General features: G+C 64.1%; 12 protein-coding genes. 3 read left to right on the top strand and 9 right to left on the bottom strand.

The window, feature by feature from the left end; all coding sequences use genetic code 11:
- Positions 1–27: 27 nt before the first annotated feature.
- The 3 genes from FHS31_RS01060 to FHS31_RS01050 all read right to left on the bottom strand — a co-directional run bounded on the left by FHS31_RS01060 (position 28) and on the right by FHS31_RS01050 (position 3357).
- Entirely contained in the window at positions 28–1278 is a 1251-nt protein-coding gene (locus FHS31_RS01060) for an arsenic transporter (RefSeq protein ID WP_167071189.1), read from the bottom strand.
- Entirely contained in the window at positions 1275–2558 is a 1284-nt protein-coding gene (locus tag FHS31_RS01055; protein ID WP_167071187.1) for an MFS transporter, read from the bottom strand. The genes FHS31_RS01060 and FHS31_RS01055 overlap by 4 nt, the downstream gene beginning before the upstream one ends.
- Positions 2559–2748: 190 nt before the next feature.
- Complete coding sequence (locus FHS31_RS01050; RefSeq protein WP_167071185.1) at positions 2749–3357, bottom strand: response regulator transcription factor; 609 nt, start codon at positions 3355–3357, stop codon at positions 2749–2751.
- 129 nt (positions 3358–3486) lie between these two features.
- Here FHS31_RS01050 and FHS31_RS01045 point away from each other — a divergent pair, with 129 nt between their 5' ends.
- The 3 genes from FHS31_RS01045 (at position 3487) to FHS31_RS01035 (ending at position 6133) form a co-directional block, all read left to right on the top strand.
- Complete coding sequence (locus FHS31_RS01045) at positions 3487–4998, top strand: ATP-binding protein (protein WP_167071183.1); 1512 nt, start codon at positions 3487–3489, stop codon at positions 4996–4998.
- Between the two features lie 431 nt (positions 4999–5429).
- Positions 5430–5570, top strand: a complete 141-nt coding sequence (locus tag FHS31_RS01040) for a hypothetical protein (protein WP_167071181.1) — start codon at positions 5430–5432, stop codon at positions 5568–5570.
- Positions 5570–6133: a retropepsin-like aspartic protease family protein gene (locus tag FHS31_RS01035; RefSeq protein WP_167071180.1), complete on the top strand. Its 564-nt coding sequence runs from the start codon at positions 5570–5572 to the stop codon at positions 6131–6133. The genes FHS31_RS01040 and FHS31_RS01035 overlap by 1 nt, the downstream gene beginning before the upstream one ends.
- A gap of 59 nt (positions 6134–6192) precedes the next feature.
- Here FHS31_RS01035 and FHS31_RS01030 read toward each other — a convergent pair whose 3' ends face one another.
- The 6 genes from FHS31_RS01030 to FHS31_RS01005 form a co-directional block, all read right to left on the bottom strand.
- On the bottom strand, positions 6193–7080 hold the full coding sequence (locus FHS31_RS01030) for a tyrosine-protein phosphatase (protein ID WP_208408479.1): 888 nt from the start codon (positions 7078–7080) through the stop codon (positions 6193–6195).
- Between the two features lie 14 nt (positions 7081–7094).
- Entirely contained in the window at positions 7095–8366 is a 1272-nt protein-coding gene (locus FHS31_RS01025; protein ID WP_167071178.1) for a TonB-dependent receptor domain-containing protein, read from the bottom strand.
- 288 nt (positions 8367–8654) lie between these two features.
- Positions 8655–9983, bottom strand: coding sequence for a GTPase HflX (hflX, locus tag FHS31_RS01020; RefSeq protein WP_167071176.1), 1329 nt, complete (start codon positions 9981–9983; stop codon positions 8655–8657).
- A gap of 63 nt (positions 9984–10046) precedes the next feature.
- Positions 10047–10574, bottom strand: coding sequence for an RNA chaperone Hfq (gene hfq / locus FHS31_RS01015; protein WP_167071174.1), 528 nt, complete (start codon positions 10572–10574; stop codon positions 10047–10049).
- A 303-nt stretch (positions 10575–10877) separates the two neighbouring features.
- Positions 10878–12266, bottom strand: a complete 1389-nt coding sequence (gene ntrX / locus FHS31_RS01010; protein WP_167071172.1) for a nitrogen assimilation response regulator NtrX — start codon at positions 12264–12266, stop codon at positions 10878–10880.
- Positions 12266–14515, bottom strand: coding sequence for a sensor histidine kinase (locus FHS31_RS01005; RefSeq protein WP_243843192.1), 2250 nt, complete (start codon positions 14513–14515; stop codon positions 12266–12268). The genes ntrX and FHS31_RS01005 overlap by 1 nt, the downstream gene beginning before the upstream one ends.
- Between the last annotated feature and the right edge of the window lie 35 nt (positions 14516–14550).

Below are 14550 nucleotides of genomic sequence, written 5' to 3'. Positions count from 1 at the left end.
GGACATGACGGCTTTTCCCGCGGAATGTCAGCTGGTTAGCAATCGTGCCCCAATCGCGGCAAGCAAGGCCGGGGGCATGGTCGCGGCCCCAACCTTGAGAAACCGCAAGAAGCTTACATCCTCGCCTTCCCGCCGAATGGCAGCGAGCCAGAGGATCGTCGCGAGCGAGCCGGTGATCGAGAGGTTGGGCCCGAGATCCACCCCAATCAGCAACCCGTCCACGACGAGACGTGGCGCATGCGCCTGTGCGATCGCGGTGCTCGCGATCAGGCTGGCGGGCAGGTTGTTGATCAGGTTGGAGCCGAAGGCGAGGATCGTCCCCGCCCCCGCAGCGGCAATCGGCTCACCAAACCGCGCAGCGCGGCCGAGCGCGCCGGCGATCCACCCGACGACGCCCGTGCGGTTGAGAGCCTCGACCAGCACGAACAGCCCCGCGACGAGGGGCAGCACGCCCCAGGAAATCGCGCCGACCAGTTTGGCCGGCGAGCGCCTCGCCATGATACTGACCCCGAGTGCCGTTGCAGCGCCCGCCAGGCAGGTGGGCAACCCGAGCGGCCGATCGAGCGCCGACATGGCGATCAGCACAAGTGCCGTCGCAACGATCCCGAGCAACGCTGCCCATCCCCCGCGCCCAAGGACGGGCCGTTCCACAGCGGGCGCGCAAGGACCCACCAGCCGCTTGCGCTCGACCAACCTGAGAGCAACGAATGTCACGGTGATCGCAGCGAGCGACGGCAACGCGAACGAGCCCAACCAGGCTTTCAGCGGCGGCATATGTCCCCCGTAGAGAACCAGGTTCGCCGGGTTGGAAATCGGCAGCACGAAGCTCGCGGCGTTGGCGACAAGCGCGCAGGCGAACAGCAGCGGGAGCGGTTCCGCGCCGCTCTTGCGCGCGGCCGCATAGACCGCAGGCGTCAGCACGACGGCGGTAGCGTCGTTCGACAGGAACGTGGTGACGACCACCCCGGCGCCATAGACCAACATGAAGAGGCGGATCGAAGACCCGCGCGCGTGGTTGACCGCCGTTGCCGCCACCCAATCGAACAGCCCTTCGGCGCGCGCGGCTTCGGACAGGAGCATCATGCCCGTTAGGAACAGGTAGACGTCGGTGCCCTTCGAGATCGCGCCAAGCGCCGAACCGATCGGCAAGAGCCCCAACGCCACCAGCAGGACCGCCCCCGCGACCGCCCAGATCGCTTCCGGCCAGCGGAACGGGCGGGTGATGACTCCGGCCGTCGCTGCGATACAGATGATCCAAGTGGGTAACGCGGCCGTCATTCCGTAGCCGGTTCCTGTTCGGTCCGATCACCGGCGCACGCCGGTCGCAGCGTCGCGGCAAACCCCAGCCAGAGCGCCAGGCTCCCCAGGGCAAACCCGCCCAGGATGAAGAAGGCGATGCGATAGCCGAGGAGTTGCGCGAGCCAGCCACCGATCGCGGGGCTGAGCGATGCGCCCAGCCCTTGCATCGTCATCACCGCGCCCTGGCCGACATTCACCCTACCCGTGCCGTTGAGCAGGCACGCGACCAGACCCGGCACCGCGACGCTCTGCAGCCCCGCGCCGATACCGTCGAGCACCTGCACCGGCCACACGCCCCAATGCTCGATGACGCAACCGGCGATCAGCCCGCGTACGGGAAGCGCCGCGAACGAGATGAGCATGACCAACCAATAGCCCCTGCCGGCCGCCACCCGCATCGCGATCAGCGCGGTGACGATCATCACCGCTTGCGCGACGACGACGGTCGTGGCGGTAAATACCGCAGGGTTGCCCTTGCCCGCGCCGACCACGGCGAGGCCATAGAGCGGCAGCATTGCGCCATTGCCGAGATGGAAGAAAGCAAGGGAGACGGCGAGGATCAACATCGGCCGGTTCCGCAGCAACACGCGGAATCCCTCGGCCTGTCCTCCGCCGGCGTCGTCACTGTCTCCCTTTTCGAGGCCCCGCGCGGCCTGATGGTCGATCGCGCGCTCGGGAATGAGCAGCACCGATGCAATGGCGAGCACCCCGAACGCCGCCGCGAGGTAGAAGATCGCCGGCATCCCGAACCGCCACCCTAGCCAGCCGGAAAGGCCTGCACCCACCATATTGCCCGCGTGATTCCACGCCTGATTGCGCCCGTTCTGGGCGTTGAAGCCCTTTTGGCGCACGATCCCGAGGGTCATACCCGCAACGGCGGGGCCGATCGCGGCACCGGCGATGGCCGTCGCCACCTGGCTGACGGTGACGACCCAACCCGATTGCGAGAGCAGGATCAGGAACGAGGCCGCCACGGTGCAGATGCCCGTGACCACGACCACCCTGCGCTTTTTTGTGGTATGGTCGATGAACGCGCCGGCGGGCGCGGTGAACAGCATTCCCGCCACCCCGCCCGCCGTCATCACCGTGCCGATCGGCCCCGTCGCCCATCCTCGCTGCTGCAGGAACACGCCCAGAAACGGGCCGATCCCGGCCTGCATATCGGCCATGAAGAAGTTGAGGGCTTGCAGCGCGCGCTTGCCCCGCGTCAGGTCCGCGCTATGCCCTCCATTTTCTCCTGCCGCTGCAATTGTCGCCATCGTGCGGTCCTGTAATGTGCGGCAATAAAGAGCAGCATGAGCTTTGGGCGCGGTTTTGGCGCAGCAACGGGCAGAAGCGCTGTTGGTTGCGACCGTTGGCAGCAGGGAAGTTGCCGTAGCGATCAGCGCCGGACGGGCGCCAAGGCCATCATCGCGCCCATAACGAGCGACTTGCGTTTGGGATTAAAACTTATTCGATCAGCTTCAGCTCGCGCGCCAAGGCGACTGCCTGCGTGGCATTTCGAGCCGCGAGCTTCTTCAGGACATTCCCACGATGCATATCGATCGTACGCGACGATAGCCCAAGGGACCAGGCGATCTTCTTGGTCGGATCACCGCGGGCGATCGCGCAGAGCACCTCGCGTTCGCGGCCGGTCAGGGAGATTTTCCCTGCCCGCTGAATGCGCTCGTGCTCGGCCAGCCGTTTGAGCCCGATATCGATAGCCTCCGACAGAATATGTTCCAACTCCGCCCGCCGGAAGGGCTTGCGTAGGAATTGGATCGCACCGCGCCGAAAGGCCTCAACGGCGTCGCCCACATCGGTCGTGCCCGATACCATGATGACCGGCCACGCAGGTTGCCGCTGTGACAGTGCAGAAAGAATCTCCAGTCCGTTCGGAGCGGGCATGCCAATATCAAGTAAAAGGCAACCAAAGGGCAAATCTTCGAGTTTGTCGATGAACGCAGTTGCGCTGGCAAAACTCGTCACCTTGTAACCGATCAGTTCGACCAGCCGCGCGATCATGCCAAGCATGTTCGCGTCGTCGTCCAAAACGTAGATCGGCAAAGAAGATGCCATACCCTGCCGTCTCCAATTGACTTAGTCTATTGAGAAGCGTTGAGACCTCTGTATACGAGAAATACCATATTGTTTTTTTATGTGCTAAATGTTTCCTAGGCGCGACATATTCACGCACCGAAGGGAATTATGGAACAGCAGGTCTCCGCTGTCGATCAGAGGAATTATGACATCACGCGGATCCGCGAGCTTGCACTGGACGCTGTTCCCCAAAGCGTAGTGGTATCCGACGCACTGCGCGACGGCTGCCCCATGATCTATGTCAATGCGGCCTTTGAGAAGCTGACAGGATATTCGGCCGATGAAGTCATGGGCCGCAGTTGCAATTTGCTGAGCGGTCCTCAGACCGCGCCCTATGTGCGCCAGCGGATCCGAACCGCCGTCAGGGAACATGCACCGTTTCACGGCCTTGTCCTGAATTATCGTAAGGACGGTAGCCAGTTCTGGAACGATCTAACCATCATCCCCGTCGACGATGGCCAAAATGGAAAATTTTTTGTCGGCGTACAGATCGATGTGACTGAGCGTCTCCAGCTGGAAGATAGCCTTAGAGAATCTCAGAAAATGGAGGCGCTGGGTAAGCTGTCCGGCGGCCTGGCGCACGATTTCAATAATATTCTCGCGTTGATCATGGGCAATGCCGAGATCATCGCGGGCGAAGCGCCGGTCGGTTCGCTCTTGCACGAAGCGGCCAGGGATATCATCGAAGCAGCAGACGGGGGCTCGAATGTCGTGGCGCGCCTGCTTCAGTTCGCACGCGGCCAATCCACCGCCTCTGAGTCGGTAAATGTCAACGCTCTGATCCAGTCGGTCGTAGCGCTGCTTGCCCGAACGATGGCCAAAACCATCCATTTTCAAACGGACCTCAGCGCCTCCGTGGGCACGGTCATTGCGGACAAAACCTTGTTCGAGACCGCCCTTGTTAATCTATCGCTGAATGCGCGCGACGCGATGCCAAACGGGGGATCTATTCGGATTTCCACACGCCGTCGCGCGGACGCGGGGCCGGGCCTGGAGAACGCGATCGTGATAAGCGTGACGGATACGGGCCAAGGTATGGATGAAGAGACGCGGTTGCGCGCATTCGAGCCATTTTTCACGACCAAGGATAATGACAAAGGCACCGGTCTGGGGCTTTCGATGGTGTATCGCTTCGTGCGCCAATCGGGCGGCTACGCCAAAATCGAAAGTTCGCTCGGCCAGGGAACGACCATTGAATTAATCCTGCCGTCTGAACAAGCCATGCCAGTAGCGCCGGATGCCTTGGCCGAGGGTTCCAACGCCCCGCGTGTTTTGATCGTCGAGGATGAAGGAAAGGTCCGAAAACTGCTCGCCATTCATTTGGCTCGCGCCGGGTATATCGTCGACGAGGCTGCCAATGGCGAGGAGGCGATGCATCTCGTGCGCGAACTGCATCCCTATGATCTTATCGTTTCGGATATTCGCATGGGGGACGGCATGAGCGGGATCGATCTGGTCGCGGCGGTGCGCGCGGAGCGCCCCGATATGCCGATGCTGCTGATAACCGCATTCGCCGACGAACTCGAATCCCCCCCACCCCATATCAGCAGCGTGCCGATATTGCGCAAACCGTTCCGGACCAAGGAGCTGCTCGAAGCGATAGCGCAGGTGCGCGGCTAAGATACACCACATGCGGCCGGGCATCTGACGGAGCCGTTGCTTCAGCGCGCGGCGTAACGGCCGTCATATCCTAACCCCGCGAAAACGACCGAAGAGGCGGGGCGGATACCGTCTTGAAGAGAGAGGGCGGCAGCCCCGCGTAGGTCGATCACCTTCGTAAAGCACACGGTAGATTCCGTAGATAGAATGACGCTGCAGGGATCGGCAGAAAGATGGCATGGGGAATCCCCCCTCCCCTGGAAAGGTTGGTAGCGTAGCGTTCAAATAAATATTAGTCCTTCAGAGTATAGGAAGGGATTTGTGAGATGGTTGCTTGCTTTTCAAACCAGATTTACAGAGACTGCGCAGAATATCCGGTCAGCAGTTCTTTTACGCGGGTAGATTCGGTGGCGAACTCGCCGCTCAAGACTGCCGCGCCTTGGTCCCAACCCATGGACGATTGGCTGATCGACACCAGCGATCATATCGCTGATGAAGATAAGCTTCCGCTGCGGGTTCGCGTCAGCCTGATCTTGGGCGGCGCGCTGCTCGGATGGGCCCTGCCCATCGCGCTGGCAGAGCGTTTTCTGTGATGAACCGCCGCCGTCACGTGGCCCGGATCGCCGATCGGGTGACCGGACTTGCGCTCGCCGGCCTTGCGGCAGGCGCGCTGGTGGGCATTCCCGATGCTCTCAAAGTCGCCGACGCGAGCCCACCGGCCTTCTCCGCCTCCATGGCGTCGAGCGAGACGCAGGAGCGACCGAACGACGCCCCGATCATCGATGACGATCGCCGCGAACCCGGCACGGTGACGCGGGCCGCCGACGGGCTGTTCTATGCAGAGGTCAAGATCAACGGAAACGCGGTGCGCTGCCTGATCGATTCCGGCGCGTCAGGATTGACCCTGGATATGGCAGAGGCTCGCCGTTTGGGGATTAGCGACAGTCTGAAGTTGAACGGCCAAATCGCCACAGCCGGCGGCATTCGGCGGGCGGCACGCACCCGATTGATGACACTGGAGCTAGCCGGCCGCCAGCTGCACGACGTTTCCGGCATTCTCGTGCCCGGCAGCGGCATGCCGTGCCTGCTCGGCCAGGCCGTACTCTCACGGCTCGATGAGGTGGCTATCCAAGGGGATCGCCTGGTTTTGCGGTGAACGTTGGAAGGGGTCGTTAGCAGCGTGGCGCGCTCGGTGGACCAGATGCGCCCTCGATCCTAGGCCCGTGTCAGGTAAAGATCGCGCAGTTTCGCCAGATCGGCATGGCTGAGCCCCAGTTCATCCCGGAGGTAGCCTTCCGCACCGCCTTCATGCGCGTCGATCACCCTGAACGCCGCGGCGATATAGCTCGGATCGGCGGCGATCATCACCTTGGCCACCTGCGGCGAAACGCCCGCCAGCAGATTGGCTGGGCTCGGCGCAGCATCCCTGGAGCGAAGGCTCGCCGGATCGAGGTAGCGATTGGTGAGCAGATAATCCTCGATCACTGTCGCACGCGGCACGCCTAGCGCCGTGAGCAGCAGCGCCGCGGCGACGCCCGTGCGATCCTTGCCTGCCGAACAGTTGAACGCGAGCGGAGCATGGCCGGCGAGCAATTCGCCGAACATGCGCCGGTACTGGCTGTTGAATTGGCGGAGCAGGCGCGGATAGGCGGCCGCCATCGACGCCCGCGCCTGCGCTTCGGTCCAGCCCTTGGGATCGCCGGGGGGCATGAAGTGCATGTCGGTGTCATAATCGTCGCTCAGCACGCGCGGCGCAGCTGAGGCAGGCCAGGCCACCGGTTCACTCGCCCGCTCCTTACGATCGCGGAAATCGCAGACCACGCGGATGCCGCGGGCCTCGAGATTGCGGTAATCGGAATCGGTAAGGCCGTGCATCGATCCCGATCGAAACAGCAGGCCCCACTTCACAGAGCGGCCATCTGCGGTGCGGTAGCCACCGAGATCGCGGAAGTTGCGGCCGCCCTGCAGCGGCAGCAGCCGATCGTGCGGTGCCGGCACCGCCACGGGGGCCGGTATCTGGGCGAAGGCCGGCGGCATTCCCGGCAGGAGCACAGCCCCGGCCAGAATGATCCGCCGCCATCGATCGAACACCAGCCCCGTCATCGCCACGTCTCCTCTCAGAACCGAACCGTGCCCTGCGCGCCGAAGGTGCGGGGATCGTTGAAATAACCGTAGATGCCCGTTCCGGTGGTGTAGGTGCGCGCTACCAGATGCTGTTCGTTGAACAGGTTGCGCACCCAGAAGGCAATCGTCAGCTTGGCGCCGACACCGCCCAGCGCGATATCGCCGACCGAAACGCGGGTGTTGAACACGATGCCGGGTACGCTGCGCGGGTTCGGGATACCGGGCAGGTTCGGCGTGCTGCTCGTATAGGAGCCCGAGTCCCAGGCGCCATCGAAGTGGCCGCGCAGCGTCAGATCGGCGAGCGAGGTTTCATAATCGATCTGGCCGGATGCGCTGTGCTTCGGTGTGTTGACGGGCTGCTGTGCGCGCGGCGTGGGATCGACGATACAGCCGCCGGTGGCCAGCGGTTCGCAGAAGGGATCGACCGCCGCGCCGACGCGGACATAGGCGTAGGTGTAAGAGCCTGTGAGGGTCAGGCCGGCGAACGGCGCCAGCGTGAGCTCGGTCTCGATGCCGCTGATCCGGCCATGTTCGGGCGTGTTGTAGGTGTTGGTGGTGGTCCGCGTCGTGACCGCAGCGCCCGGGCAGGCGATGACGGCGCCCGCCGCGCTATAGCAGAAGTAAGGAACGCTGAAATCGACCTGCTGGTTCTTGTAGATGCCCGTGTAGCCCGCGATGTTGAAGCGGGCATGATGGTCGAAGAACTCGCTCTTCAGGCCGACTTCGAACACCGAGATCGATTCAGGATCGAACGCGCGATAGTTGAGCGAGCGTGAGTTGGCGCCGCCGGATTTGTAGCCGGTGCTGAACTTGCCATAAACCTGGATATCCCGCGACAGATCGACCGCGAGATTGACCATCGGATCGACCCGCTTCCACTCCGACTTGAAGCTGATCGGCGCGAAGCTGCCGTTCGAATTGACCGGAGCGAAGTTGTTGGTGACTAGCAAGGTGCCCTGCTTCTTATCGTCGGTCCAGCGCAGGCCGCCCGTCAGGTGCAGGCGATCTTCCAGCAAAGCCGGCGTCCAGGTCGCCTGACCAAAGATGCCGTAGCTGGTCGTCTTGGCAATGCTGGCACGATCGACGCCGGCATAGGGGTATAGCGGCGTCACGGCGTTCGTGACCGCCGTCTGGCCGTTGAGATTGATCAGATTATTGGGTCCGGGAAGGCTAACGATCCACTGACCGGCGCTATTGAAATATCCCGTGTTGAAAGCCTGTGCCTGATCCCGAACATGCTCATGATAGGCAAGGCCGCCGACCACGAACTTGATGCTGATCGGCGGGCACGGCAGCGGCCGGCACGGGATCGGCGGCGTGAGCGGGCAAAGCGGTCAGGCTTAGGCAAAGCGCAGTCGCCGCCAGAAACTGGCGTTGTAGAGTTTTGGACATCGAATATTTCCCCGTTTTCTCGGGAAGCTTTTTGACGGCTTTGCGCGACTCTCTGATGACAGTTTTGCTGTGCTTCCAAGACTATTGGGTTCGATCGTCGGACTTTGTCTTCATGCTCTTGTCACTATTCAGATTTTAGTGGGATGATGGCGCCTTTCGCGTTACCCCCGCGCCTGGAAACGGCTCCATTCGATCGGGGATAGCCGCACGTCCACAGTCACCGTCGCATCGTCGTTACGCTGGTCCATCACTTCGCCGTGCTGGTGGAGCCAGGCGAGGGCGCGGCCGTCTTCGCTGGGCAGGCGCACACGGTGGATGCGGGAGCCGGCGAGCAGGCGGGTGGCGACGCGGCGCTTGAGGAGGTCGAGGCCCTCCCCGGTCAGTGCGGAAACGGGGATGATCTCGTCGCTGTATCGCGCATCGCCGAGCAAGGCCTCGCGGCCTTCGGCATCGAGCGCATCGATCTTGTTCCAGACCTCGACGATCGGCACCGGCGCGCCTTGCTCGCTATCATCGCCCTCCGGCGCGATCTCCGGACCGATGCCGATCTCCGCCAGTACCGCCAGCACATCGGCACGCTGCGCCTCACTATCGGGATGCGCGATGTCGCGGACGTGGAGGATGAGATCGGCAGCGGTGACCTCTTCCAGCGTGGCGCGGAAGGCGGCCACCAATTGCGTCGGGAGATCGGAAACGAAGCCCACCGTGTCCGACAGGATCACCTTGTCGAGGCCGGGAAGCGCGATCTGGCGCATCGTGGGATCGAGCGTGGCGAACAACAGATTCTCGGCCATCACATCGGCGCCGGTGAGGCGGTTGAAGAGCGTCGATTTGCCGGCGTTGGTGTAGCCGACCAGCGCGACGATCGGCCAGGGCGCGCGGGTGCGGCGGGCGCGGTGGAGGCCGCGCGTCTTGCGAACCTGTTCGAGTTCGCGCCTGATCTTGGCCATACGATCGCGGATCATGCGGCGATCGGCCTCGATCTGGGTCTCGCCGGGGCCGCCGAGGAAGCCGAAGCCGCCGCGTTGGCGCTCGAGGTGGGTCCAGCTGCGAACGAGGCGGCCAGCCTGATAATCGAGGTGCGCAAGCTCCACCTGGAGACGGCCCTCGGCGGTGGACGCACGCTCGCCGAAAATCTCCAGGATTAGGCCGGTACGATCGATGACCTTCGCCTCGGTCGCCTTTTCGAGATTCTGCTGCTGAACGGGCGTGAGCGCCGCATCGACGACGATCAGCTCGGCATCGGCCATGCGCGCCGCCTGCGCGATCTGATCGACCTGGCCGGAGCCGAACAGGGTCGCGGGCTTGGGCTGGCGGACGCGGAACGCCATCTGATCGACGACCTCGAGGCCGATCGCCACGGCGAGGCCCGCCGCCTCTTCCAGCCGCGCATCGGTATCGCGCATATGATCGCCGCGCTCGGGCAGCGCGATGATCGCGCGGCCGCCGCGGCGAACCTCGTCGCCTTCCTCCCGGGTGAAACCGCTCATATCAGTCTATACGCGCGAGGGCGTGTAAAGTGCGGGCAGTACGCCGGAGCTTTGACGAATGGATCAATCCTCGCCGTCTTCCTCCTCTTCCTCGCTCATCAGATTGAGCGGGCGGAGCGGCTGGACGGTGGAGATGGCGTGCTTGTAGACGAGCTGGCTCATGCCATCGCGGCGCAGCAGCATGCAGAAGAGGTCATAGGCCGCAACCTCACCCTGCAGCATCACGCCATTGACCAGGAACATCGTCACCGGATCGCCGGATTTGCGGATCGCGGCGAGGAAGATTTCCTGCAGGATCGGCGCTTTCTTATCATCGAAGCCGGCATCGATCGCCGAAAGATCGACCGGGTGCGCCGGCATCACGGTGGAGATGGCGTGCTTGTAGATCAGCTGGCTCTGGCCATCGCGGCGCAGCAGCACCGAGAAATTATCGAACCAGGTGATGATCCCCTGCAGCTTGACGCCTTTGACCAGAAACATCGTCACCGGCGTCTTGGTCTTGCGCAGCGAATTGAGGAAAATATCCTGAAGATTGTTGGCGCCGGCCTTGGGGCTTTTGGCGGCGGGGGCCTTGGCGGCTTTCTCGGCCATCGTTCCGGTTCTCCGGTATTTGGCGGGTCGTGGCCCGCGAATTGCGTTCATTGCTGACGAGGAAGCCCGAGGCAGGCTCCCCACGGGACAATCTATGCATTTTGCACCGCAGCACAAGAGTGGGTTTGGCTAGGGGCAATCCTCTCCGACAGGCGGAGGTTGCCCTCTCCCGCTTTCGCGGGAGAGGGTTGGGTGAGGGTCTTCTTCTTTGGCCCGCCCGACAAAAGAAGAAGACCCTCACCTCCCACTCGCTCCGCGAGCGGGCCCCTCCTCTCCCGCGAAGGCGGGAGAGGGTTATGGGCCTCACTCTTCCTCGTCCCCGCGGGAATCGGCGAGGCCGAGCGTTTTCAGTTTGCGGTGAAGCGCCGATCTTTCCATGCCGATGAAGCTCGCCGTACGGCTGATGTTGCCGGAGAAGCGGCGAATCTGGATGCGCAGATATTCGCGTTCGAAGGTTTCGCGCGCCTCCCGCAACGGCGACCCCATGATCGCGCGCGCGCTGTTGTTCGGCACCATCTCGGACTGCGTGCTCAGCACTTCGGGCGGCAGCATATCGGCATCGATTTCGGCCAAGCGATCGCCGGGCGCGAGGATGATCGTGCGTTCGATGACGTTGCGCAGCTGGCGCGCGTTGCCCGGCCAATCATAGGCTTGCAGCGCCGCCATCGCATCGGCGGTGATCGTCGGAGTCGGCAGGCGGCGCTCGGCGGCGTAGCGCGCGGCGAAGCGTTCGGCGAGCGGCGGCAGATCCTCGCGCCGCGCCGAAAGCGGCGGCAGATGAACGGGTACGACGTTGAGCCGATAATAAAGATCCTCGCGGAAACGGCCCGCCGCAATCTCGTCGGCCAGATCGCGGGATGAGGAGGAGACGACGCGGACGTCGACCTTGATCGTCCGGCTGCCGCCGACGCGCGTGAAGCTCTGATCGGTCAGCACGCGCAGGATCCGCGCTTGCGTGGTCAGCGGCATGTCGGCGATCTCATCGAGAAACAGGGTGCCTCCGTGTGCCTCTTCAAGCAGGCCGGGACGGATTACTTCGCCGCCGTCCTCCATGCCGAACAATTCCTCTTCCAGCCGCTCGGGCGTCATCGCTGCGGCGGCGCCGATGATGAAGGGAGCGGTGGAGCGGTTGCTCCAATCGTGAAGCAGCCGCGCGGCGACTTCCTTGCCGACGCCGGCGGGCCCCGAGATCAGCACGCGGCTGCCGGTGGCGGCGACGCGCTTCAGCGTCGCGCGGACGCTGTTGATCGCGGTGGAAATGCCGGTCAGTTCGGCCTCGTCGCCGATCCGCGCCTTGAGCGAGGCATTTTCGCGGCGCAGACGATCGGTCTCGGTAGCGCGCGCGACGAGGTGGAGCAGACGCTCGCTCTCGAACGGCTTCTCGATGAAGTCGGCCGCGCCCTGGCGGACGGCGGCCACCGCCGTATCGAGATTGCCATGCCCGGAAACGACGATCACCGGCAGCGTGGGATGCCGCCGCTTGATCTCGTCGAGCAGCTGCAATCCATCCAGCCGCGATCCCTGCAGCCAGACATCGAGCAGGGCGAGGCTTGGGCGGCGTTCGGCGAGCGCGGCGAGCGCGCTATCGGAATCAGCGGCGGTGCGGGCGCTGTAGCCCTCATCCTCCAGCACGCCGGCCACGAGCTCGCGGATGTCGGCCTCGTCGTCGACGATCAAGATATCCAGCGCCATCAGTGTCTCCCGGCCGCGAAAGCGGCGGCTTGTGGTTCATGCGGGGCGGCGATCGCCAGCGGGGCGAGCGCGTCCGGTTCAAAGCAGAGGCGCACGATCGCGCCGCCGCCGGGCCGATCGGCGAAACTCATCGTGCCGAGGTGATCCTCGACGATCTTCTGCACGATCGCGAGGCCGAGGCCCGTGCCCTTGGCGCGCGTCGTCATATAGGGCTCGGTCATCCGCTCGCGTTCGACGGGCAGGCCGATGCCATTGTCGGCGACAGTCATCACCAGATGCTCGCCCTGCTCCGCGATCGTGAACAGCACCTCGCCATCGGGCGCGTCCTCGCCCCGCCCCTCGATCGCCTCGACGGCATTCTTGACGAGGTTGGTCAGCGCCTGGCCGAGCTGGCGCCGATCGCAGACCATCCGCGCGCCCTCGGCCGGGGCATCGAGGCGAAATTCGATTGCCGGATGCGCGACCTCGTGCAGAAACAGCGCCTGGCGCGCGAGATCGACCAGCGATTCCTCGGCGAAGCTCGGCTTCGGCATGCGCGCGAAGGCGGAAAATTCGTCGATCATCCGGCGGATATCGCCGACCTGGCGGACGATCGTACTGACCAGCCGGCTGAACGTGCCGTCGTCATTCTCGATCGTGCGGCCGTAGCGGCGCTGGAGCCGTTCGGCGGCAAGCTGGATCGGGGTCAGCGGGTTCTTGATCTCATGCGCGATGCGGCGCGCCACATCGGACCAGGCGGCGCGGCGCTGATCCGCGAGTTGTTGGGTGATATCATCGAAAGTCAGCACATAGCCTGAGCCAGCACGGCCGACAGTGGCGGCAAGCGTGCGCACCTCGCCCTCCGCCGCCAACTGGATTACCGCCTGGCGATCGCCGGACTGCAGCATGTCGAAAAGCTCCGGCGCCAGTTCCGCCAAGGGCGCGCCGATCGCATCGGCCCGCGTCGTGCCGAGCAGGGTGATCGCCGAGGGATTGATGATCGTCACCAGACGGTTCGCATCGACCGAAATGACCCCGGCCGTGACGCCGGACAGCACCGCCTCGGTCAGCGCGCGGCGGCTTTCGAGGACGCCGGTCTGCTCCTGCAGGCGCCGCGTCATGCGGTTGAAAGCGGCGGCGAGTGTGCCGACCTCATCCTGCGCACGATGCGCGGGCGCCACCCGCGCGGCGAGGTCGCCCGCCGCCACGCGCCGCGCCGCGCCGACCAGCTCGCCGATCGGCCGCACGATCCGATCAGCGACGCGCAGCGCCACCCAGATCGCGGTCGCGACGATCAGCAGCGAAACCAGATAGAGCGCGAGATTGAACTGCAGCTGCAGGATGCGCGAGCGGGCGAGCAGGGTGCGATATTCGCCGAGCGCGGTGTTGGCGCGCCCGGTCTGCGCCAGCACCAGCGGATCGGCATGGCGGCTGATCCACAGGTAGGTGCGGCTCGCCCGATCGAAGGCGATCGCCGCTTCGAACTGATCCGGCCGCGCGCGGAAATGAGGGCGATCGTCGCTCAGCTCCGGGATCAGCGCGGGAGGCAGCCTCTGCTCCATCGGCCGCGCATCCAGATTGGCACCGTAGATCAGCGACTCGCGCCCATCCAGGCCGACCTCGATCAACGCCGCCTGATCGAGCTTGCGATAATAAACCTGGCTCGGAAAATATTGCGACGATCGCGGATCCTCGGGCGAGGCGTTGTTCATCCAATTGAGCAGATCGCCCTTCATCGCCAGCGCCTCGGCACCGAGATCGGACTTATGCTCATCGACATAGGTCTGCGCCACGCGATCGGCGTTCTGCAGCACGGTGCGCGCGCGATCCGAGAACCAGAACTCGACGCCATATTGGAAGAGCAGCGAGGAGAAGATCGCTACCAGCAATGTCGGCAGCGCGGCGATCGCCGAGAACAGCGCCACCAGGCGGACGTGGAGCGTGGCGCGGCCCTTCATCCCCGATCGCTCGGCGCGCACCCGTGCGCTGCGGCGCGCGATCAGCACCAGCAGCACCATCGCCGGCAACAGGTTGCCGATCAGCAGAAGCGCTACGACCGGCGGCTTAAGCGGCTTTTGCGGTGCCCCCGAAGCGGCAATCGTGACATAAGCGACGACGGCCATCACGATCATCATCACGATGGTGGCGAGTTCGATCAACGCGATCGCACGCCGACCGCGGAACAGCAGGGTCAGACGTCGCCTCAAGCGCGAGCGCCGCGTGCCGAAGCGGCTCGGCAACGCTGCAGCGGGTTGAGAAAGCCCGGTCATTGTTGCTTTGGTAACACAGCACCGTGGCCATTCAA

The organism is Sphingomonas vulcanisoli (assembly GCF_011761305.1).
GTDB classification, from domain to species: domain Bacteria; phylum Pseudomonadota; class Alphaproteobacteria; order Sphingomonadales; family Sphingomonadaceae; genus Sphingomonas_I; species Sphingomonas_I vulcanisoli.
This window is presented reverse-complemented; position numbering and strand designations above follow the sequence as displayed.